17 protein-coding genes are annotated in these 22,133 nt (G+C 72.7%); 7 read left to right on the plus strand and 10 right to left on the minus strand.

Annotated elements, in window-relative coordinates; all coding sequences use genetic code 11:
• The first annotated feature begins 9 nt into the window (after positions 1-9).
• Genes ACT01A_RS22570 through ACT01A_RS22580 form a run of 3 tightly spaced genes read left to right on the plus strand, consistent with a single transcriptional unit; the run spans position 10 to position 1,791 of the window.
• Entirely contained in the window at positions 10-417 is a 408-nt protein-coding gene (locus ACT01A_RS22570; RefSeq protein WP_445149358.1) for a Mov34/MPN/PAD-1 family protein, read from the plus strand.
• Positions 404-928: a hypothetical protein gene (locus ACT01A_RS22575; protein WP_445149359.1), complete on the plus strand. Its 525-nt coding sequence runs from the start codon at positions 404-406 to the stop codon at positions 926-928. The genes ACT01A_RS22570 and ACT01A_RS22575 overlap by 14 nt, the downstream gene beginning before the upstream one ends.
• Complete coding sequence (locus tag ACT01A_RS22580; protein WP_445149360.1) at positions 925-1,791, plus strand: NAD(P)H-binding protein; 867 nt, start codon at positions 925-927, stop codon at positions 1,789-1,791. The genes ACT01A_RS22575 and ACT01A_RS22580 overlap by 4 nt, the downstream gene beginning before the upstream one ends.
• On the opposite strand, the gene ACT01A_RS22585 is transcribed toward ACT01A_RS22580, so the two are convergent.
• On the minus strand, positions 1,788-4,649 hold the full coding sequence (locus ACT01A_RS22585; protein WP_445149361.1) for a penicillin acylase family protein: 2,862 nt from the start codon (positions 4,647-4,649) through the stop codon (positions 1,788-1,790). The two genes, ACT01A_RS22580 and ACT01A_RS22585, sit on opposite strands and share 4 nt — an antisense overlap.
• A 155-nt stretch (positions 4,650-4,804) precedes the next feature.
• On the opposite strand from ACT01A_RS22585, the gene ACT01A_RS22590 reads away from it, so the two are divergent.
• On the plus strand, positions 4,805-6,838 hold the full coding sequence (locus ACT01A_RS22590; protein WP_445149362.1) for a hypothetical protein: 2,034 nt from the start codon (positions 4,805-4,807) through the stop codon (positions 6,836-6,838).
• On the opposite strand, the gene ACT01A_RS22595 is transcribed toward ACT01A_RS22590, so the two are convergent.
• The 5 genes from ACT01A_RS22595 to ACT01A_RS22615 all read right to left on the minus strand — a co-directional run bounded on the left by ACT01A_RS22595 (position 6,835) and on the right by ACT01A_RS22615 (position 13,187).
• Positions 6,835-7,794 (minus strand): DUF1152 domain-containing protein, encoded by a 960-nt coding sequence (locus ACT01A_RS22595; RefSeq protein WP_445149363.1) that lies wholly within the window; start codon positions 7,792-7,794, stop codon positions 6,835-6,837. The two genes, ACT01A_RS22590 and ACT01A_RS22595, sit on opposite strands and share 4 nt — an antisense overlap.
• A 37-nt stretch (positions 7,795-7,831) precedes the next feature.
• Entirely contained in the window at positions 7,832-8,461 is a 630-nt protein-coding gene (locus ACT01A_RS22600; protein WP_445149364.1) for a DUF1802 family protein, read from the minus strand.
• A 219-nt stretch (positions 8,462-8,680) separates the two neighbouring features.
• Positions 8,681-9,586: an NAD(P)-dependent oxidoreductase gene (locus ACT01A_RS22605; protein ID WP_445149365.1), complete on the minus strand. Its 906-nt coding sequence runs from the start codon at positions 9,584-9,586 to the stop codon at positions 8,681-8,683.
• Positions 9,587-9,686: 100 nt separating this feature from the next.
• Positions 9,687-12,941, minus strand: a complete 3,255-nt coding sequence (locus tag ACT01A_RS22610) for a helix-turn-helix transcriptional regulator (RefSeq protein ID WP_445149366.1) — start codon at positions 12,939-12,941, stop codon at positions 9,687-9,689.
• A gap of 84 nt (positions 12,942-13,025) precedes the next feature.
• Positions 13,026-13,187: a hypothetical protein gene (locus tag ACT01A_RS22615; protein WP_445149367.1), complete on the minus strand. Its 162-nt coding sequence runs from the start codon at positions 13,185-13,187 to the stop codon at positions 13,026-13,028.
• A gap of 202 nt (positions 13,188-13,389) precedes the next feature.
• Between ACT01A_RS22615 and ACT01A_RS22620 the strand changes: the two genes are divergently transcribed.
• Both ACT01A_RS22620 and ACT01A_RS22625 read left to right on the plus strand, forming a co-directional pair.
• Positions 13,390-14,448, plus strand: coding sequence for a Gfo/Idh/MocA family protein (locus ACT01A_RS22620; protein WP_445149368.1), 1,059 nt, complete (start codon positions 13,390-13,392; stop codon positions 14,446-14,448).
• Positions 14,445-15,620, plus strand: a complete 1,176-nt coding sequence (locus ACT01A_RS22625) for an MFS transporter (RefSeq protein WP_445149369.1) — start codon at positions 14,445-14,447, stop codon at positions 15,618-15,620. Before ACT01A_RS22620 ends, ACT01A_RS22625 begins: the two co-directional genes overlap by 4 nt.
• A gap of 5 nt (positions 15,621-15,625) precedes the next feature.
• Here ACT01A_RS22625 and ACT01A_RS22630 read toward each other — a convergent pair whose 3' ends face one another.
• From ACT01A_RS22630 to ACT01A_RS22645, 4 genes are all read right to left on the minus strand, one after another.
• Positions 15,626-17,110, minus strand: coding sequence for a hydantoinase B/oxoprolinase family protein (locus ACT01A_RS22630; protein WP_445149370.1), 1,485 nt, complete (start codon positions 17,108-17,110; stop codon positions 15,626-15,628).
• Positions 17,103-18,974 carry a hydantoinase/oxoprolinase family protein gene (locus ACT01A_RS22635; protein WP_445149371.1) on the minus strand — a complete coding sequence of 624 codons (1,872 nt, stop codon included), beginning with the start codon at positions 18,972-18,974 and terminating at the stop codon, positions 17,103-17,105. The genes ACT01A_RS22630 and ACT01A_RS22635 overlap by 8 nt, the downstream gene beginning before the upstream one ends.
• A gap of 59 nt (positions 18,975-19,033) precedes the next feature.
• Entirely contained in the window at positions 19,034-19,444 is a 411-nt protein-coding gene (locus ACT01A_RS22640) for a hypothetical protein (RefSeq protein ID WP_445149372.1), read from the minus strand.
• Positions 19,445-19,601: 157 nt separating this feature from the next.
• Positions 19,602-21,071: an L-aspartate oxidase gene (locus tag ACT01A_RS22645; RefSeq protein ID WP_445149373.1), complete on the minus strand. Its 1,470-nt coding sequence runs from the start codon at positions 21,069-21,071 to the stop codon at positions 19,602-19,604.
• A 20-nt stretch (positions 21,072-21,091) separates the two neighbouring features.
• Here ACT01A_RS22645 and ACT01A_RS22650 point away from each other — a divergent pair, with 20 nt between their 5' ends.
• The gene (locus ACT01A_RS22650; RefSeq protein WP_445149374.1) at positions 21,092-22,117 is read left to right on the plus strand and encodes a histone deacetylase family protein; all 1,026 of its coding nucleotides are present in this window, start codon (positions 21,092-21,094) and stop codon (positions 22,115-22,117) included.
• Positions 22,118-22,133 lie beyond the last annotated feature (16 nt).

The raw sequence follows: 22,133 nt of genomic DNA on the forward strand, positions 1-22,133 counted from the left end.
GGGGTGACCATGAAGATCGCCCCGGCATTGCTACAGCAGGTCGTCGACCACGCGTTGCGTGAGGCGCCCAACGAGTGCTGTGGTTTCGTCTGGCTACGCGATGGCGTGGCCATTGAGGTCGTAGAGGTCGAGAACACGACCCCGAGCCCGTTCCGCTTCGAGATCGGGCCGAAGGACCTGCTTCAGCTGGCCGACGCCGACGAGGACGGCCGCGAGGCGATCATCTACCACTCGCACACGCGGTCCGAGCCGCGGCCGTCGCAGACCGACATCAACTTCGCGGTCAACTGGCCGGGCGTGGAGTGGCTGATCATCGGGACGGCCGGCGAGGAGCCCGACGTCCGCAATTGGCGCATCGACCCGGACGGCACGGTCACCCAGACCGCGGTCGAGGTCACGGCCGATGCCGGCGTCTGACGACGACGCGCCGCCTCCGGTCTGCCCGTCGTGTGGGATCTCGCATGCGCCCGAGGAGCGCTTCTGTCGCGACTGCGGAATGCCGTTGATCGACGCGCGGCTGCCGCGTGACGCCGACTTCGTGGTCTCCGATCAGCACGAGCGCGCGCGGAAGATCAAGCCGCAGCTCTCCGAAGGGCCGCTGACGAAGGTCGCGCGGGCGCGCCACCAGGCCGAGGCCGAGTGGATCCAAGGGCTGCTGCTGGAAGAGGGCGTGCCGTCGATGCTGCGGCGCTCGGCCGGGTTCGACGTGCCGGACATGCTGGCGGCGGGGCCGCGGGACATCATGGTGCCGCGGTCGGGCGTTGACGTGGCGCGCGACGTGCTGATGCAGGTCGACGTGGTGCCGTCAGGCGGTGGCGAGGGCTCTGAGCGGCCGATCGTGGCGCCGGGACGGTTGTTGGTGGGGTTGCTGAGCGCGCTTGTGCTCGTGGCCCTGGTGGCGTGGATCGGGACGGAGTTGTTGGTGTGATCGCGGTGACGGGTGTGACCGGCGGGATCGGCGGGCGCGTGGCGCAGCTGCTCGAAGGCCGCGGGGTGGACGTGTGCGGGCTGGCGCGCGACCTGGCGCGGGTGCCCGGCGTGGCTGGCCTGGAGGCGCGGCAGATCGGGCCGCGCGGGTATCGGGATGAGCCTTTGTTGCGCGAGGCGCTGGCGGGGGCCTCGACGTTGTTGTTGGTGTCGGCTTCTGAGTCCGCGGATCGCGTGGTTGAGCATGCGCACGCGGTGAGCGCGGCGGCCGACGCGGGCGTACGCCACGTCGTCTACACCTCGTTCTTGGGTGCGGACCCGGACGCGACGTTCACCTTCGCCCAGGACCACTACGCGACCGAGCAGCTGATCCGCGAGAGCGGGATGGCGTGGACCTTCCTGCGCAACTCGCAGTACCTGGACTACGTGCCGAAGCTGGTTGGCGAGAACGGCGTGATCCGCGGGCCGGCGGGAGAGGGGCGCTGCGCGTGGGTCGCACGCTCCGACGTCGCCGACTTCGCGGCCGCGGTGCTCGCAGACGTGGGCGCCCACGAGGGCGTCACCTATGACTTGACCGGGCCGGAGGCGCACACCGTGGCGTGGGCCGCCGAGCAGCTCTCCGCGGTGACCGGTCGCGAGATCACGTTCAAGAACGAGACCGTCCAGGGCGCCTACGAGTCGCGGTTTCCCTTGGATCGCCCCGACTGGGAGATCGACGGCTGGGTCACCTCCTACGTCGCGATCGGGACCGGCGAGATGGACGTGGTCTCAGACGCGATCCCGACGCTGCTCGGTCGCGAGGCCCTCGACCTTCCGGGTTGGCTCGAAGCCAACCCGGAGGCCTGGGCGCATCTGCGTAGCTAGCGGGCCCGGTGGCCCTTGATCTCCACCGCCTGCTGGTAGGTCGGGCGGTTGATCCACGGGATCAGCGGCTGCGAGATGCCGCCCAGCGCGCGGAAGGAGACCGCGTCGAAGCAGGTCTGCTCGCCGTCGCGCTTGGCGTCGGCGCAGGTGGCGTCGTTGGCGTAAACGGTTGACGCCGGGACCTTGATGGCCTGCTTCAGCGACTGCCGTAGCGCGGTGCGACAGGCGGCGAGGTCGCCCTTGCCGCAGAACGTGCGCGCGTAGGGCTCCTTGACCTTGGTGCCGAGGACCGTGTTGAGGTCCTTCTTGACGTAGCCGTACCAGCCCTCCTGGAAGGCCGAGCCGAGGTGGTCGCCGTGGTTGTTGGGACTGTTGTCCTGGGCGTGGGGGAGGGTCTGGAAGATCGTCGGTCCCAGCGTCGGCTGGAACTGCGCCTTCAACCAGAGCGGCCACCACGCGTCGAGGATCCGGATCGCGTCGGCGTGCTCGTAGACGTTGTTGTTGTCCTTGTCGCGCCGCTGGGTGCCGTCCTTGATCCAGGCCTTGAGGGTCTTGACCGCCGCCTTCAGGTCCGGGTCGCTCGGGTTCCCAATCACCTTGAGCGCGAGCGGTAGGTCCTCCTGGCCGCGCAGGTCGGTCGTCCCGGCCTCCTCCATCGCGTCGACGAGGCCGGGGAGGTCGATCTTCGACGTGGCCTTCGGCAGACGCTTCTCGATCTGGCGGTCGAGCATCTGCGAGCGGAAGACCGAGCTGAACAGGTTGGAGTCCGCGCCGGCAAAGCCCTTGGCCTGCTTGTTGTTCCAGGAGGTGATCCAGTCCTGGTTTACGACCTGCGGGTGCTGGGCGGCCGGCGTGTAGGTCGCCAGGTTGGTCTCCGGATCCCAGCCCTTCCAGGTCTTGTCGGAGGTCATCGGGAGCTGGCCGGTCGTGCCGTTGGCGCGGATCGGGTTGGCGCCCGAGTTGTAGTAGGCGATGTCCTTGTCGTCGGTGTAGAGCCAGTTGAAGGTGTAGCCGATCTTGTCGGCGGCCTTCATGAAGTCCTTGGGGGACTTCATCTTGTTGGGGTCGTTGAAGTCGGAGAACCCGCGCGCGGAGTCGACCTCGTGCATGTAGGTCGACCGCAGGGACGTGAACAGCACCGGCTTGCCGTTGACGGTGCCGCGGGCGCGGACGAGGCCGAGCTTGGTGCGTAGGACCCTGAGGGTCTGCGTGCCGGGCGCGGTCTGGTCGGCCAGGTTCGGCAGCCAGGAGTTCGTGCGCTCCAGGACCTCGACCGGCAGGCACTGCCCGCGGAACTCGTAGTGGCTGTCGTCCTGGCAGGTCGGGACCGCGAACGTGTCGATGATGTCCTGCCCCGCCGAGGTCGCCGACCACGCGTAGTCGCGGCCGTGCCCGAGCTGGACGAACAGGTTGACGCCGGCGAACGACGCGCCCCGCGCATCGACCGTCGGCGCGTGGATCTCCTCCTCCATCAGGATCTGCGGCGAGAAGTAGCCGACCTGCGGGCCGAAGACGGCGATCGGGTGGCCGGACTTGGACTTGGCCGCGGAGACGACCAAGGCGTTGGAGTTGGACTTGGGCAGGGCGATGAGGCCGTTGGTCGCGGATCCCACCGTCTGGGCGATGCCGCTCAGCGCGGCGTTGACGGCCGTGGCGGGATCGCCGGTGCCCAGGCCGCTGAGCGTCCCGGTCACGGTCGAGCTGACGCCGCCCAGGACGCCGCCGAGCGCGCCGGTCACCGCGCCCGTGGTGGTGCTCGCCGGGTCGCTGGCGGTCGCGCCGCCGCCGCCGGCCGCCGCCGCGTCCGTCCCGCTCACCACGAGCGGCTCCACGGCCAGCGAGCCCTCGTCAGGCAGCGCCTCCGCGCCCTTCGCGGGCTTGTCCGGCGCGGTCTGGTACGGGAAGGACCCGTCCTTGATGGTCGTCGGGGCGTCCGGGTCGTCGAACGCCGCGAGCTGGCGCCACAGCGTGCGGCCGTCAGCGTCGCCGAAGCGGTCCTGCAGGCGCTGAAGGAACTGCGCCATGCCCAGCTCCTGGCCGCCGCCCTTGCCGAAGATCGCGCCGACCAGCGACGCGGTGGCGATGATGTCGGTGCCCTTCCACTGCTCCGGCCCGAGCGGGTGGTTGGTCGCCGCGTACTCGCCGGGCATCTTGGTGGGGTCGAGCTTGGCCTCCGTGATGTAGGCGTTGATACCGTCGACGTAGTCCTTCAGGTCGTTCTGGAGCTGCACGCCGTCGGCGCCGTAGAGGTCGTCGAACTGGTCGATCTGGTGCTGGAGGTCGTCCTCGGTGTAGGGCGCCAGCGACCACTGCTCCTGGTCCATCGCCCGGTTGCCGGGCGCGCCGCCGGCGAACGAGCTCAGCTGCCCGCGTCCGAGATGGCGCAGCACGTCGATGAAGAACAGCCGGTCCTGCCCCGCCGCGTAGCCGGCCCCGAACATCGCGCCGCCTCGCGTCGACCCGTAGATGTGCGGCACGCCGAACTGCTTGTCCCGCGCGATCGTGACGTCGGCCCGCGGCGACACCGTCGAGGCGATGTCATTGGGTCGCACGCCGAACGTCGAGTCCTTGAAGTACTTGTCCAGCTTGTCGTACGTCATGCCCGGCGTCGCCCGCACGAGGTCGGCGTACATCGAGAGCTGGTCGCTGTTGTGCGCCGGCCGCGCGCCGGTCGTCAGGAACGCCCCCAGCTCCACCAGGTTCGCGCGCCCGTTCGTGCCAGGCGGCAGCACATCCCGGAACCCGCCCTGGCTCTCATCACCAGCGCCATACGCGGGCACCGGCACATCGGCCTTCGCCTCCCCGGCGAACGCCAATCCCACGGCCGCCACCGCGACCGCACCCCTGATCCCTCTCATGCGTCCTACATCTCCCAGGCAAGACCGACCCACCCGAGACTCAGGAAACTAGCGGTTCCCGACCCACTTCGCGCCGGTTCGGGAGGCCGTCTGCACACCGCGCCCATGCCGTCCGGCTCTGGCATTGGCCCCGGCGCGGGCGTTATGCAGGCGGGATGATCAGCGCGCCTAGGCAGGAGGACCCGGCCGCCGCACGGCAGACCCGACTCCGCGCCTTCCTGCCCCTGCTCGTCCTGGCCGCCGGCCTGTTGGTCGTGCTCATTGTCGTCGGGGCCGATCCGGACATCACCGTCGCGCGGCTGCGCGACCTGACCAGCACCCTGTACCTGCCCCAGGACGTCGGCACGATCTACAAGGAGTTCAACTTCCCGCCGATCGACCCGTTCGCTGGCGATCTCGCGCAGCGCGGATGGCTGGAGACCGTCGCGTTCGAGGTGGTCTACCTGACCTCCACGACGGCGATCGGCAGCCCGGTCGTCGCGGCGATCCGCGGCGACGACGTGTGGCCGGCGCCCGTGCGGATCCTCGCGGGCTTCCTACCCGGATACCTGATCGTGCTCGCGCCGCTGCAGCTGCTGTTCGTGGCGGTGCCGCTGGCTTCCGCGTCCTGGATCGGGCTCGCAGCCCTCCCGGTGGCCGCGATCGCGCTGCACCGGCGGGCGCTCGTCGCCGGGTTGCGGGACGTGCGCCTGGGCGTGCCCCGCCGTGGCGGGGCGGCCATCGCGGCGGCGGGGGCGACGGCGTTCGTCCTCGTGGCGCTCGTCCATCGCCTCCAGCAGGGGATCTTCTACCTCACGCAGGACTCGATCTCCTACTTCCTCAACATCGACCGGATCATGGTCGCCGGGCGCGCCGAGTACCTGGCCCACTGGCAGACCCAGACCGACGAGTGGGTCTACAACGCGCCGCTGACGCTGGCCAACGGTCACGACGGCGACCTCTGGTTCGTCTACTACGTGACGCAGGGCATCGCGACGGCCGCGTTCCTGTGCCTCGTGTACGGCGTCGTGCATCGCGTGGCGCGGCGGCGCAAGGCGCTGGCCGGAGCGTTAGCGGTGGCGGCGACGTTCGGCTCGACGCTCGCGATCTACCCGTGGGTGTACACGTTGATCGTGGGCGGCGGCCAGCCGGAGCTGGCGCTCGCGCATCCTGGGCGGCTGATCGGGATCATCGCGCCGTGGGTGGCGGTGCTGATCGTCCTCAACCCGCGTCGGGCGCCGGTCTTGGCGCTGGCGCTCGCGACGCTCGGGCTGGCCTTCACCAACCTCAACAACGTGCTCTACGTCGGCGTGGCGCTCGCGGCCGTGGTGCTCTGGCGCGGGCTGCACGCGCGCCCGAGCGGCTTCGCGCCCGCGGCGGTGCGCGTCGTCGTGCACGGGTCGCTGGGACTGGCCCTCGCGCTGCCGATCGCCGCGTTCTCCTTCACGCGCGGCACACCGTCGGGGCCGATCGTCCCGGTGCTGATGCTGGCCGGCGCGAGCGCGGCGGCGGTCGTGGGCGCGGCGCTCGTCGCCTGGGGCACGGCGAGCCCGGGCGTTGACGGGCCGAGGGTCGGGCGGCGCGAGCTGCGGTGGGTCGCCGTGTGGGTGGCGACCGCGGTCGTCGGCCTGCTGATCTCAGACAACCTCGTCGGCGGATCGCTCGGCCGGTCGGTGCATGAGCTCCTGGCACACGTCCTCCCGGGTTACGGGGCGCCGGTCGCCAAGCGCACCGAGCTCACCGGCGGGGTGTTCGCTGGCCTCTCGTTCCCGACGTTCTCGCAGGACGCGTGCAACGCGAACGTGACCTGCGGCGGCATCCCCTACTTCTTGGTCGGCTACGGCGTCCTGTTCTCATTGATCGCCGCGACCTGGGTTGGGTACGGGCGCCTGCGCACCGACGCCGAGCAGACCAACCTGCGCCGGGCCGCGACGCTGCTCCTGCTCGCGGCGATCCCGGTCGTGCTCATCTTGGTGTTCTTCACCGGCGCCGACACGCTGCGCTCCGCGACGTTCACCCGGATGCTCGAATGGCCCTACTACTCACTGCTCGTGCTTGGCGTGCTCGCCTTCTGCGAGGCGCGCGACCGGCGGGTGATGATCGGCGGGGTGGCGTTCCTGGCCGTCTGGACGATCGTGCCGCTGATCAGCTACGAGTGGCCCGAGCAGATGGTGCGCAACGCGGGGTGGTACCTGGACCGACTGCTCTAAGGCGCGGACTGCGCCGCGGCGTCGCGCTCGTAGTCGAGCTCGGTGCGGACGCCGAGGGCGGTGAGGATCTGCTGGGCGTCCTCGAGCGAGGAGGCGTCGGCCACCGCGGCGGCGAGGCGCGCGGCGGAGGCGATCGCGAGCTTGGGGTCGAAGCAGATCAGGCGGCCGCCGGCGGGCGTGAGCGGGACGGTGCGGCGGCCTTGGCGGATCGGGACGTCGCCGGTCTCGCCGCGGGCGCAGCGCAGGGCCATCGCGGAGGCTTCGGTCGTGACGTGGGCCAGCGACGCCTCGGTCCGGGCGATGGCGGCGTCCGGAAGCGGCAGGTCGCCGAGGTCGCCGCCGGCGGCAGCGACCTCGTCCAGGCGCTCAGCGACCTCGGCGGGCGTCAGCTCGCCGTCGCAGCCGGTGCCGAAGACGATGCCGAGCGTCGGCGTGGCCATGTGGAGCGCGGCGGCGAGGACGGTCGCGTCGGCCAGCGGGGAGGCGAGGCCGGGCTCGGTGCCGTGGGTGAGGACGTCGCCACCGACGTCAAGCAGGATCACCATGTCGGCCGTGAAATGCCGGGCTGCCGCGTCGAGGCCCGCGGCGATCGCGCGTGGGCCCGGGTTCGGGTCGACCAGCAGGACCGGCGCGCCGTCGAGGAAGGCCGACATGTCGGCCTCGCAGAAGCGGAAGCCGCCGGGGCCGGTGGTGTCCGGGCCGGCGATGGCGGCGGAAGTGCCGTCGCCGAGGCGCTCGACGAGCCCCTCGATCTCGTCGAGGAGGCGCGGGCCGGGCAGCGGGTCGACCGGTCGGCGCTCCCATGTAAGGCCGCCGACGATCGCGTCGGTGACACCGAGAGCGCGCGCGGATTCGGCGGCGGCGAGGGCGCCGGCGACGTCTCCTCCGCCACCGATCCCGACCACCAGAACGCGCGAAGCGGCGGCGACCTCCTCCTTCGCTCGCCGCCGCTCCACGGTCACTTCATCAGGGTGCTGCAACCCGCGTTCCGGCTTAGACCAGCGCCGGGACGCGCGCGTCGCAGATCTCTGCGATCTGCTCGCGGGCACGGTCGAACTCGTCGTCCGACAACACCGGGGTGCCCTCGAAGGGCAGGTCGCGCGTGATCTCAAGCCACGAACGACAGCCACCGAACTCGTCCTTCACACGAACGGTCACCGGACGCGGGATCCGATACGTGCGGAGCAGGACGACGTGCAGCGGGTGACGACGCTTCCAAGCAAGGCGCTTTTCGGCGTAGTCGGTGGTCCACACGTAGTAGGGGGACAACTCGCCGACCGTGCGGGGATCGGTGATCGTCCAGCTGGCGGTGACCTCCGCCCAGGCGCGAATCCGCACGCGGTCCGGCTGGCCGATTCCACCGTCGCGAGTCAACGCGTGCAGCGGGGGCTCACCGTCCGGCCATACGCCCTCTTCGAGGGCGCGGCGGAGCTCCGGCTGGTGCGAATCACGCACCAAGTCGTAGCGCTGGTGGTCAAAGGTCGGGTAGAGGAAGAAGCGGTCATGCTCGAGCGAGAAATTCCTGCTCGGCTCACCGACGCCGCCCTTGCGGAGGGTGACGAGCTGCTCACCTTCGGCAAGGGCGCGGACAGTGACCGCCCATTCCTTGATCGCAATAGGCATAGAGGGGGTTCAGAGGTAAGTGACGACAGAAAATCCCGTCGCGCCGGTCGGGGGAACCGTCCGAACGCGATGCGCAACAACCGGTACCCGGTGTCGCGCTGCGAGAAGGACCTCGATTGTGGCATGGGATGTGAAGATCCCAAAATCGTCCTGCTAATTCCGCGTTTCACAAGGCGGTAACCTGGCGCGTAGGCGCTCAAAACAAACGTCTGCGTACGGTCATTCGTCGTCAATGCGCAGACCAGCGAGGCCTTCGTAGGCCTCCACGATCGACGCGAAGTCCTGGTCGGCGAACCCCCGGCCGACCGCTGCGGTGAGCGCGTCTCGTGCGGAATTTGCAGCCGGAAACGGGATTCCGGCGCGTTGGGCCTCTTCGATGCAGAGGCGCACGTCCTTGAGCATGTGCGCGGTCTTGAACAACGTCGCGTAATTGTGCTGACGCATCGGTTCCGCTTTAAGTCCGACCATCGTCGAGTTCCCGCTGCCAGCTGACAGGACCTGGGTCAGGGCTTCGAGGTCGACGCCGGTCCCGGCGCCCATGACCAGCGCCTGGGCGAGGGTCGCGGCGTTGGCGGCGGCGACCGCGTTGTTGATGAGCTTGATGACCTGGCCGTGGCCGAGCTCGCCGACGTGGATGATCGTGCTGCCCATGGCCTCGAGCGCGGGCCGGGCGCGCGCGATGTCGTCGCCCGCGCCGCCGGCCATGATCGTGAGCGTGCCGTCCTCGGCGCGCGGGGAGCTGCCGGTGACGGGCGCGTCGACGAAGGAGTAGTCGCCGTCGCGCGCGGCGAGGTCTTCGCCGATGCGGCGCGCGTCGGCCGGAGCGATCGTCGACATGTCGATGAACAACGTGTGGGCGCGAGCGCCCGCGGCGGCGCCGTTCTCGGGGTCGAGCAGGATCGTGTCGACCTGTGCGCCGTCGACGACCATCGAGATGATGATGTCGGCCTGCGCCGCCGCTTCGCGGGGCGTGGCCGCGGCGGTCGCACCGGGGTTCTCGGCGACCCAGGCCTCGGCCTTGCCGGGCGTGCGGGTCCACGCCGTGACGGCGAACCCCTTGCGCTGGAGGTTCGCGGCCATCCGCGAGCCCATGATCCCCAATCCCAGGAAGCCGACCGTCGTCATGGCGGGCAACCTAGCGAGCGGCGGGCGGAAGGTTTGCGCGGGGGCGCTCGCCGAGGGTGGGCGCGCAGGCGCGGGCGGCGCTTCAGGGGCGGGCGGTGCCTCAGGCGACGGCGGTGGTCGCGTCGTCGTCGGTCGACTCGAGGCCCAGGCGGTGGGCGACGGCCGCGGCCTCGGTGCGGGAGCGGACGTCGAGCTTGGCGAGGATGCGGGAAACGTGGACCGAGGCGGTCTTCTCGGCCATGAAGAGCTCCTCGCCGATCTCGCGGTTGGTGCGGCCCTGAGCGACGAGCGCGAGGACGTCGCGCTCGCGCGGCGTCAGGCCGAGGCCGGCGAAGTGGTCGGGCGGGGCAGAGGCGGGGGCCGCGGCGCCGCCGCCGGAAGGTGCGTGCGGGAGCGGCGGCGCGGAGGCGCCGGCAGCGAGCACGGCGCTAGGCGTGTCGGAGGCCAGCGGCGCGTGCGCTGCGACAAGCGGGTCGTCGCCGAGCGCGACAGGCGCGGGCGCCGGCGCGAAGGGATGCGGGAGCGCCGCGAGGAGCGCGGCGGCGGTCGGCGAGAGATCCCCGGGCCCGGCGGCGGCACCAGCTGCTCCACGGCTGCGGCTCGGCTTGGACACCCGCAGGCGCCCGCGCCGGGCGAGGGCTTGGAGCTCGTCGACGAGCCAGCGCGACCCCAGGCGCGAGGCGATGGCGAGGGCGTCGGTGGCAGCCGACTCGGCGGCGGCGCGGTCGCCGCGGATGAGATGGGCTTCGGCCTCGCGCCAGCGGGTGCGGGCAAAGCGGTACGGCCGCGGCATCGCGGCCCAGGCCTCGGCGGCCGCGGCCCAGCGCGCCGGGTCAGAGGCGCCTTCGGCGGCGGCGATCTCGGCTTCGGCGACCAGGACCATCGCCGCGGCCTCGGGCATCGCGGCGGCGAAGGGGCGCGACGCGGCCTCGCGGGCGCGCTCGGCGTACTCGCGCGCGGCGGTGATGGCGGCGGCCTCGTCCTCGGGGCGGCCGAGGTCACGCGCCTGCTGGGCGGCGTCGGCCTCGACGCCCGCGGCCGCGGAGAAGATGCGCGCCAGTCGGGCGCCGTCGTCCATCGCCTCGGTGGTGGCCAAGCGCTCCAGCCCGGCATGGATCGCGGCGCGCGCCGCCGTCAGGTTGCGCTCGCGCCGTTCCAGCCCGGCGAGCATTGCGGTGATCGGCGCGTGCCACTGCGGCTCGTAGGAGCGCGTCACCAGCTCGCGCGCCTCGACCAACCGCGCTCGCGCGTCGTCGTGCTCGCCGCGTGCGAGTGCCAGCGCCGCCCGCGTCAGCTCGAAGAAGACCTTGGTCATGCCCTGGATGCCGCGGCCCAGCTCATCAGAGGCGAGCTGCTCGGCCTCGGCCCACGACCCCAGGTCGAAGGCGATCTCCGCCTGCTGGATCGCCAGCCACTTCGCGTGGCGCCCGAGCGTGCGGACCTCGCGGCGCCCGGCGATCAGCAGGTCGCGCGCGCCGTAGGTGTCGCCGGTCAGGTGCATCGCGTCGGAGAGGTTGAGGTAGGCGCGCAGCAGCTGGTCGACGTTGCCCTCGGCCCGCGCCATCTCCATCGCCTCGCGCAGCGTCGCCAGCCCGAGCTCGGTCCGACCGCCGCCGCGCAGCGACACGCCCTTCGTGTTCAGCGCGTGGATCCAGACGCCGCGGGCGCCGACCGCGTCAGCGACCTCCAACGCGTCGTCGGCCATCGCGCTCGCGTCCGCGTAGCGGCCCCAGAGCATCAGCCCGCCGGCCTTCGCGGCCAACAGCTGCGCCCGCGCCTCGGTCGGCGGCGAGACCGGCAGCAGCGCGAGCGCCGCGTCCCACGCCTCCAGCGCGATCTGGCCCTTGCCCTGCGACCACCGCGCCTTGCCCAACCGCTCCAACAACAGCGCTGCGCGCTCGGGCTCGGCGTCCTGGTCGACCTCGTGCAGCGCCCGCTTGATCAGCACGATCGAGCGGCCGTGGTCGAACTGGTGGGCGGCCGCGGCGCGCGCGAGCAGGTCGACGTGGTCGCAGCCCGCCAGCGCGGCCGGATCCTCGACGCGGTCCCACAGCTCCAGGGCCCGCTCGTAGAACGCCGCGGCCTCGGCATCGGCGTGCACGCGCGAGGCGGTCGCGCCCGCGCGCACCATCGTCCGCAGCGCGGCCGGCTGGTCCATCGCGAGGTCGAAGTGATGGGCGATCTCGGCGGCGCGGTCCAACGCGATGCACGCCTCGGACACGACGCGGCCTTCCAGCACGCGCGCAAGTTGTAGGTGCATGTCGGCGTGCTCGCCGGGCAGCAGGTCGTCGTGGACGGCCTCGCGCAGCAGCGCGTGCCGGAAGGCGATGCGGCCGTCAGCCTGGGTGACCAGGACGTGGTGGGCGACGGCCTCGCGCAGCGCGTCGCGCAGCGCGCGCGGGTCCAGCCCCGAGGCCTCCTCGAGCACGTCGTGCTCGATCCGGTGCGCGGCCGAGACCCAGCGCAGCGCCTCCTGCGTCATCTCTCCGAGCGCCTCGACGCGCAGCATGAGCACGTCGCGCAGCGACTCCGGCAGCGTGCCGTCGCCCTCCCGCTCGGCGGCGAGGATCTCCTCGGCATAGAGCGCATTGCCTTCGGAGCGCGCGTAGACGCGGTCCAGCAGCTCGGGCTCCGGCGGCGTCCCGAGGATCGACGTGAGCTGCGCGCCGACCTCCTTGCGCGAGAAGCGCTCGATCGGCAGCCGCGACGCGCGCTCGGTCCGCTCGATCTCCGCTAGGAACGGGCGCAGCGGGTGACGGCGGTGCAGCTCGTCGACGCGGTAGGTGCAGACCACCATCAACCGCTGGGCGCACACGTTGCGCGCGAGGAACGCGAGGAAGTCACGCGTGGAGCGGTCCGCCCAGTGGAGGTCGTCGATGACCAGCAGCACCGGCGCCTCCTGCGCGAGCCGCTCGAAGAGCACCAACAACAACTCGAACAGGCGGCCCTGCGCGCTGCCCGCGTAGGGCTCGACGAGCAGGTCGCCGGGCGCGCCCAGCTCGGGGAGCAGTCGGGCCAGCTCCGCACGCGCGGGGCCGAGCGCGTCGAAGACCGGATGGCCCGCCCGGGCCAGAGAGCGCAGCGCCGAGACGATCGGCGCATAGGGGAGTTCGCTCTCGCCCAAGTCGATGCAGTCGCCCCACAGGACCCGGACGCCCGTGGCCTTGACCCGTTCGGCGAAGTGATCGGTGAGGCGGCTCTTGCCGACGCCGGACTCTCCCGCCACGAACACCAGCGCCGCGCGGCACGCCTCCGAGGAGCAGTCCCCACCGGTGGCGGCCGCCAACGCCGCCTCCAGCTGGGAGAGCTCGCGACGGCGGCCGATGAACGCGTCGCTGGTGACCCGGGCAGGCATGCCCGGACCATGTTGGCGCACGCGGCGCCGTTCGGTGAGGTCGACGGTCTTCGGCGGCAAGTTCGGTGCGGTCTTGTCGCTGGGCTACGCGTGCACGAAGCGCGGACGCGCGCCGCGCCGGCCACGGACCCGATCGAGGAGTGCCGCGCGCTGAGGGATGCGCGGCTGGAATCGGAGCCGGTGGCCGGCGCGAGAGGCGTCCTCGTCGCGGACGGCGGCGAGAGGCTGGTTGAGGAGGAGGAGCATGGACAGCATCTTGCGCCTGAGACGGGCGCGCCACATCGGGCGGACGGAGCGAGCTGAGGCGATCGACCCCTTACTCCTGAGCGCGGACCCCTTACTCGGCCGCGGACCGTCGCGGAGGGGACCCCTTACCTCGTCGCGGAAGCCGGGCCCGACGGACCCCTTACTCCCGGCGAGGGCCGGCGCGCGCGCTAGCGTGCGCGCGGTGTCCGATGGGTCCCTTCACGTCATTGTCGCCGGGTACGGCCTGGCCGGCCGGACCTTCCACGCGCCGCTGGTCGCGGCGACGGACGGCCTACAGCTGAGCGCGGTCGTCACCAACAACGCGGAGCGCCGTCAGGAGCTGGCCGCCGACCACCCGCAGGCGCGCGCGGTCGGGAAGCTGGACGAGGCGCTCGATGGTGCCGACCTGGTCGTCGTCGCGTCCCCGAACCGGTTCCACGTCGAGCTGGCGCGCCAGGCGATCGCCGCGGGCAAGCACGTGGTGGTGGACAAGCCGCTGGCGGTCACCGCCGCGGAAGCCCGCGCGCTCGACGCGGAGGCCCGCGAGGCCGGCGTCGTCCTCAGCGTCTTCCACAACCGCCGCTGGGACGACGACTTCCTCACGCTGCGGCGCGAGGTCGCCGCCGGCGCGCTGGGCGACATCATCACCTTGGAGTCGCGCTTTGACCGCTGGCGCCCGCAGATCAAGCAGGGCGCCTGGCGCGAGCTGAGCGATCCGGCCGACGGCGGCGGGCTCCTGCTGGACCTCGGCAGCCACCTCGCCGACCAGGCGATCCAGCTGCTCGGCACGCCGACGCACGTCTACGCCGAGCTGCGCACGACCCGGCCCGACGCGCAGGTCGAGGACGAGGTCTTCATCACGCTGGAGCACGCCGGCGGCGTCCGTTCGCACCTGCACGCGGGCGTCCACGCCGCCGATGGGCCGCCGCGGTTTCGCGCGCTCGGCACGAGCGCGGCGTTCGTCTCGCGCGGGCTCGACCCGCAGGAAGGCCAGCTGCGCGAGCGGCTGGATCCCGGCCAGGACCCGAGCTTCGGATGGCGCCCGGAGGATGCGGCCGGCGCGACCCGCTACGCCGACGACGCGGAGCCTTTGACGATGGAGCGCGGCGCCTGGCCGGCCTTTTACGCCGGCGTCCGCGACGCGATCCGCGGTGACGCCGCTCGCCCGCCCGTCACCGCCGCCGAGGCGATCACCGTTCTCGACGTGCTCGAAGCCGCGCGCGAGAGCGCCCGCGCCGGGTCCGTCGTCGCGCTCGGATGAGCGACCGCCGCGCGCTCCGCGGCGCCCTCTACGCCGGCGGCTTCATCGGCCCCTTCGGCGGCGGCATGGTCACCGTGCTGATCCCGGAGCTGCGCAACGCCTTCGACGTCTCGACCTCCGCCGCGTCGCTGAGCCTCACCGCCTACCTGGTGCCGTTCGCCGCGCTGCAGCTCGTGTCAGGGACGCTCGGCGAGCGCCTCGGCCGCTCGCGCGCGACCGGGATCGCCTTCCTCGTCTACGCGGTCGCCTCCGCCGCCGCGGCGCTGACCACCGGCTACGCGGCGTTCCTCGCCGCTCGCGCGATCCAGGGCGCCGCCAACGCGTTCACGACGCCGCTCGTCCTCGCGACGCTGGCCGAGGACACGGCGCCGCCCGACCTCGGCCGCACGATGGGCACCTTCGCCGCCGTCCAGACCGCCGGGATCGTCGCCGCGCCGCTGATCGGCGGGCTGGCGGGCGCGCTCGACTACCGCCTGGCCTTCCTGGCGGCGGCGGTGGCGGCGATCGCGCTGGCGGTGGCGTCGCGGCCGCGCCGTGGGGTGGAGGAAGGGGTGGGCGACGCGGCGGTGGGCGGAGCGACCGCCATGGGCGGCGACGCGGTGGCGGGCGAGGTCGCGGCCGCGCCCGCCGAGCGCCCTCGCTTCGCCGACGCCCTCACCCGCGAGACCTACCGGACCGCGCTCGCCGCCTTCCTCGCGTACCTGGCGATCACGGGCGTCGGGGTCGTCGTTGCCCTACGCGCGGGCGACGCCTTCGGGCTCGGGCCGACCGCGCGCGGGCTGCTGCTCGCCGGCTTCGGCGCGGCTGGGGTCTTCGCGGGGCGTCCGGCCGGAGCATGGGTCGACCGGGCGGGCGCGCGGCGGGTCGCGGTGACCGGCGCGATCGCGTGCGTCGTAACGCTGCCGCTGCTCGGCATCGTCGACGGGGCGGCGGGATTGGCGCTCTGCTGGATCGCGGCTGGCGTCGCGTCCGCGTTCGTCTGGGCCGGCCTCAACGTCTTCACGGTCTCCGCCGCGCCGCGCAACCGCGGCGGCGCGGTCTCGCTGATCGGCGCCTTCAAGTTCGCCGGCAACGCGCTCGCGCCGGTGCTCTGGCTGCCGCTTGGCAATGCCGCGTTCACGGCCGCGGCCGGCGTCTGCGTGGCGATGGCGCTGGTGGTGGCCAGGAGCTAGCCGCTTCAAGACGGCGCGCCGTGCCCGCCACCGCCCGGCGTCTCCAGCCGCAACCGCGACCCCGCGCGCAGCGTCCCGCCCGCCTTCGAAGCCACTTCAACCCCATCAACGAGGTTGCGACCCACGGCGCCGTCCGCGCCGCCCTCAGCGCCCGGCGGCGCGTGCCGCCGCCGCTCGGTGATGAGCGAGAACGACATGTCGGTCAAGGCCTCCAGCTCGCGGACGATCCCGTCGCCGCCGTGGAAGGTCCCCGCGCCGCCGCTGCCCCGCCGCACCGAGTACTCCACGACCCGCAGCGGGAACTCCAGCTCCAGCGCCTCGACCGGCGTGTTCAAGGTGTTGGACATCGCGACGTGGACGGCGCTTGGCCCGTCCGCATCCGGGCACGCCCCTTGCCCGCCGCCGAGCGTCTCGTAGTAGGAGAAGTCGTCGTTGCCGAGCGTCACGTTGTTCATGGTGCCCTGACCACAGGCCCGCCCGAAAGCGCGAAGCACCAGGTCTGCCACGCGCGAGGAAGTCTCCACGTTGCCGCCCGCCACCGCCGCCGGGGCGGCCGCGTCGAGCAAGGACCCCGCCTCGGTGATGACCTCCACCGGCCTGTGGGCGCCGGCCGAGGGTGGGATGTCCGCGTCGGTCAGCACACGCACCGCGAACAGGCAGGCGCTGCGCGTCACCGCGACCGGGCAGTTGAGGTTGCCCGGGTCCTGCGCCGCGCTGCCGCGGAAGTCCAAGACCAACATGTCGCCCTTGACGGTCGCGGCGACGCGCAACTCCAAGTCGCCATCGACCCCTTCAAGAACGTCGACCGCATGCCGCGTGCCGTCCTCCAGCGCCTCCAGGCAGGCGCGCGTGCGCCGCTCCGCGTAGTCGAGCACCGACGCGAACGCGTCGCGCAGCCCGTCCTCGCCGAGGCGCTCCGCGAGCTCCCGCACGCGCCGCGCGCCGAGCCGGTTGGCGGCAAGCTGCGCGCGCAGGTCCGCGCGGCGCTCCGCGGGCTGGCGCATCAAGGACGACAACTCGTCGATCGCCGCGTCGTCCAGCACGCGCGGGGCGATCACGACGCCCTCCTCGTCCAGCGTCCGCGAGTCGAACGGCATCGACCCCGGGACGCGCCCGCCGACGTCGGCGTGATGGGCGCGCGAGGCCGAGAACCCCAACAACGCGCCGCCTTCGGCCAGGACCGGCGTCACCGCCGTGATGTCCGGCAGGTGCGTGCCGCCCTGGTAGGGGTCGTTGAGCACCCAGGACACGCCGCCTGAGTGATCGCGATCCAGGACCGCCGCCACCGACGCCGGCATCGCGCCCAGGTGCACCGGGATGTGCTCGGCCTGCATGACCATCTCGCCGTGCGCGTCGAAGAGCGCGGTCGAGCAGTCGCGGCGCTCCTTGATGTTGGCCGAGTGCGCGCTGCGGATCAGCACCGCGCCCATCTCCTCGCACGCGGCGCGCAGCGCGCCCGTGGCGACCTGCAAGGCAATGGGGTCAAGCACGTTCCAGGATCACCGTCCCTGTCGCGTCGGTGTGGCCGGACCAGCCGCCGGGGACCACGAGCGTCGACTCCGGCAGATCGACCCGCGTGGGGCCGCTGAACGATGGCGAGGACTGCGCGTCCCACACGACGTCCGGACCGGCATCGACGCGCGCCGTCCGCACGGTCACCAGCTCGACCTCCGCGTCCTCGTCGGCGTAGCCGTAGCGCTCGCGGTGGGCCTCGGCCAAGGCGCGGCGCAGGGCTTCCGCGCGCGGCTCCACATCGCGCAGTGCCAGCTCGTGCGACTGCCCCGCATAGCGCGCGTCCCACACGACCTCGTCGGCGCCCTCGGCCAGCGCGCGCAACGCCGCGTCGGTCAGCTCCGGACCGCGCAGCAGAACCGATGCAGCCGTGTCCTGCCGCCGCTCCGCCGCCGCCAGCCCCAGCGCGCTCAGCACGCCTGCGGCGCGCGGCACGACGATCCGCGTGATCCCCAGCTCGTCGGCGATCGCCGCGGCGTGCAGCGGTCCGGCGCCGCCGAAGGCCAGGAGCGCGAAGCGCCGCGGGTCGATCCCGCGCTCGACGGTGACCACGCGCAGCGCCCGCACCATCTCGGTGTTGGCGACCTTCACGATTCCTTCCGCGCACGCGCGCGCGTCTGAGAGTCCCAGCTCCTGCGCCAGCGCGTCGACTGCGCGCAACGCGGCGTCCGCATCCAACCGCACGTCGCCCGCCAAAGGCCGTTCCACATCAAGATGCCCAAGCACGACGTTGGCGTCGGTCACCGTCGGCTCGACGCCCCCGCGTCCATACGCAGCCGGCCCCGGCACCGCGCCCGCCGACCGCGGCCCAACGCGTAGCGCGCCGCCCGCGTCGCGCCAGGCGATCGACCCGCCGCCCGCGCCGACCGTGTGTATGTCGACCATCGGCAGCGCCAGCGGCCGTCCGCCGACCTCGCGGGGTGGGTGGGTGCCGGCTACGCGCACGCGCCCGTCCTCCACGACGCAGACGTCGCACGACGTCCCGCCCATGTCGAAGCACAACAGGTCGGGCTCGCCCAGGCGCTCCGCCAGGAGCGCCGCCGCGGCCGCGCCGCCCGCGGGCCCGCTCAACACCGTCAGCGCGGCGTGCGACGCCGCGTGCGACGCCTCCGTCAGGCCGCCGCTGGACTGCATGATCGATGGCTCGACGAGGCCCGCCTCGCGCGCGCCGTCAACCAACCGCGACAAGTACGACCGCAACAGCGGTGACAACGCCGCGTCGACCTCGGTCGTCGCGGCGCGCTCGTACTCGCGGAACGTCGCGGTCACCTCGTGCGACAGCGACACGTGGACGCCGTCGCCCAAGCGCGCCCGCAGCGCGTCGCCCAGAAGCGACTCATGCGACGGATCTCGGTAGGCGTGCAGCAACACCACCGCGACCGCCTCGGGCTCCAGCGCGGCGACCTGCTCGGCCACCGCGTCGGCCGCTTCGCGTGTCAACGCCCGCAGGACCCCAGATGGCCCCATCCGCTCCGGCACCGCCACCCGCCGCTCCGGCGGCACCAACGGCGCCGGCCGGTCCGCGCACAGCCGGTACAGCTCGGGCCGCGCCTGACGCCCGAGCTCTACGACGTCCACGAACCCCTCGGTCGCGCACAGCACCGTGCGCGCGCCGACGCCCTCCAGCAGCGCGTTGGTCGCCACCGTCATCCCGTGCGAGAACGCCTCGACCGCGGATGCCGACCGCGACGCGCCGGCCGCGCCCAGCGCGCTCGACACCGCCTCCAACACGCCCCGCGACTGATCCTCGGGCGTCGTCGGCGCCTTGGCGGTGATCAGCCGCCCGCCGTCGACCAGGACCGCATCGGTGAAGGTCCCTCCGACGTCGACCCCGAGCAGCATCCGGGCCCGCACGCTACTAGCGCACAGGCCCGGGGTGCACTCTCCAAGAAGCTGCGGTCTTAGGCCGCCATCGCCTCGACCACTTCCAGCGGCTCCTCGGTCTCGGCGAGGTGCTGGTGCGACGGGCAGTAGCCGTTGTGGGGCAGCGGCATCCGCTGGCAGGCCGTGCCGCGGCGGGTGGTCGCGCGACACTGCAGGGGCTGGCCGTTGACGTCGATGCCGTTCTGGGGCAGGTTGTCGAGCCAGTCCTCGGTGGCGGCGACGTAGCGCTCGACGACGGCGCAGACGCGTGCCTGTGCGGTCATCGGGAAGTAGCGGCGGATGTCGTTGAACAGCGTGCGCGCGGGACGGGCGAAGTAGTGACGATCGCCGACCAGGCGCTCGATGTTGGCCTCGCACGCGTGGAGCACGTGGTGGTGGGCTTCGTCGCAGACCGTCATGTCGACATCTGCGGCGAGCTCTCGGTACATGGCCCTGCTGAACTGGTACATCGCGACCTCCCCTTGACCATGGGATTGGCTTGCTCCTCGACCGGATGCATCATGCCCCGGCCTCATGAAGCACCAACGCAAGGTCTGTTGAGTTCGCGTTAAGAGGGTGCCGACGTTCAGCCGACCGATGGTCGTGCTACGTCCAGCGCTCGAAAGTGGGTGCTCCGCCGTTGCGGACGACGGCGTGATGGCCGTCGAGAGCGGGGTCCACCTCAGGGAAGTCGCTGCGCACGTGCGCGCCGCGGCTCTCCTGACGCAGGATGGCGCACTCGGCGACCAGCTGCGCCAGTGGATGCGGGTCGTCGCGGAGCTGTTCTAGGCCCGCGGCGTCGCGGGTGAGCCCCGCGTGGCGCCAGAGCGCGTCGCGCGTCGCCTGCGTCGGGGCCGGGATCGGCGCCGCGACCGGCGGGTTCTCGGGCGCGACGTGCAGGCGCGGCTCGTCGAGGCCCGCCAGCGCCGCGCGCTTGCCCTGGACGAAGCACTCGGTCAACGAGTTGGAGGCCAAGCGGTTGGCGCCGTGCAGGCCGGTGCAGGCGGTCTCGCCGACGACGTAGAGCCCGGAGACGGTGGAGGCGCCGTCGAGGTCGACGACCACGCCGCCCATGCAGAAGTGGCTGGCCGGTGAGACGGGCACGAGCTCGGTCGCGGGGTCCAGGCCGGACTCCCGCAGCGCGCCGACGACATTGGGGAAGGACATGGGGTCGACGTGGCGCATGTCGAGCCAGACGTGCGTGGTGCCCTGGGCCTGCATCGTGTTGTAGACCGCTAGCGCCACCTCATCACGCGGCTTGAGCTCCTCCACGAAGCGCTCGTGGTTGGCGTCCAGCAGCGTCGCGCCCTCGCCGCGGATCGCCTCGGTCACCAGGAAGCCCTCGCGGCCGGGGATCGACGTCACCGCGGTCGGATGGAACTGCACGAACTCCAGATCGGCGAGCGCGGCGCCCGCTTGGCGGGCGAGCATCAGCCCGATTCCGAGCGAGCCCGGCGGGTTGGTCGTGCGAGCCCACAGCGCGGCGGCGCCGCCGGTCGCCAGGATCGTGGAACGGGCGCGGATCGCGCGGCCGTCCTCCAGGACGATCCCGACGAGGCGGCCATCAACGGTCCACGGCGCGGCGGCGCGGGCTTGTTCCAGCACTTCGATGCGCGGCTCCTCGACCACCACGGCGGAGAGCTGCCGGACCACGCGGCGCCCGGTCGCGCTGCCGCCGGCGTGGACGACGCGGCGCTTGGAGTGCCCGCCTTCGAGGCCGAGGCCGAACGTGCCGTCGGCGTTGCGATCGAAGACGACGCCGAGCTCCTCGAGCTCCCGGACCGCGCGCGGCGCCTCGCGGCACAGCAGCTGGGCGGCGGAGCGGCGGACGATCCCGCGCCCGGCGATCTCGGTGTCCTTGCGGTGCAGGTCGGGCGAGTCGGTCGGGTCGAGCGCGGCGGCCAGGCCGCCCTGGGCCCAATAGGACGCGGTCTGGGCGAGGGGCGTGGCGGACACGAGCGCGACGCGGGCGCCCGCGCGGGCAGCGGTCAGCGCGGCGTAGAGGCCGGCCGCGCCCGCTCCTACGACCGCGACCTCGGCGTCGACGATCACGGCGGCGGGCTCCGGCTGCGGCACGCGGGTACCGTACCGACGCGATGGCCGCACCCGTCTTGTTCCATCACCCGTCGTCGCTCGAGCACGATCCGGGACCACACCCGGAGCAGCCGGCGCGGATCGTCGCGATCGAGCGCGCGCTGGAGGCCCGCGAGTGGTTGGGCTTCGACGTGCGTTCGTCGCCGCCGGCGGCTCGCGCGCAGCTGGAGGCGGTGCATCCGGCGCGGCTGATCAACGGGATCCAGGAGCTGTGCGCCAGCGGCGGCGGCGCGATCGACGGGGACACGGTGGTATCTCCTGGGTCCTGGGAGGCGGCGCTGCACGCCGCGGGCGGGGCATGCGCCGTCGTTGATGCTTTGGTCGGCATGCCGGGCGCGGTGGACGCGCCGCGGCTGGGCGTCTCGGTGCACCGGCCGCCTGGCCACCACGCGGAGGCGCGGCGGTCGATGGGCTTCTGCCTGTTCAACAACGTGGCGGTCGCGGCGCGGCACGCGCTCGCGTCCTCCGACGTCAAGCGCGTGCTGATCCTGGACTGGGACGTGCATCACGGCAACGGGACCCAGGACGTGTTCTGGCAGGACGACGACGTCCTGTTCTGCTCGATCCACCAGTGGCCGCTGTACCCGGGGACGGGCGCGGCGGACGAGGTCGGCGCGGGCGCGGGGCGCGGATACACCGTGAACCTGCCGGTGCCGCCCGGGTCGGGCGACGCGGTCTTCTGCTCCCTGGTCGAGCACGTCGTGGTGCCGTTGGCGCGCTCCTACGACCCGGGGTTGATCCTGATCTCGGCCGGCTTCGACGCCCACCGCGACGACCCGCTGGCCGACGGCGAGGTGAGCGACGCGGGCTACGGGACGATGGCGGCGTCGGTCCGCGCGGTGGCGGACGCGCTGGGCGTTCCTGTAGGAGTAGTCCTGGAGGGCGGCTACGACCTCGGCGCGCTGGCGCGGGGGATGGTGGCGACGCTCGAGGTGCTCGCGGCCGACGGGCCGGTGGCGGCGCCGCTGCTGGACGTGCACCCGCTGAGCGAGAAGTACCGCGCGCGCCACGCGGCGCTGCTGGGCTAGCTAGATGCTCTGGCGC

This window comes from Baekduia sp. Peel2402 (assembly GCF_052567285.1).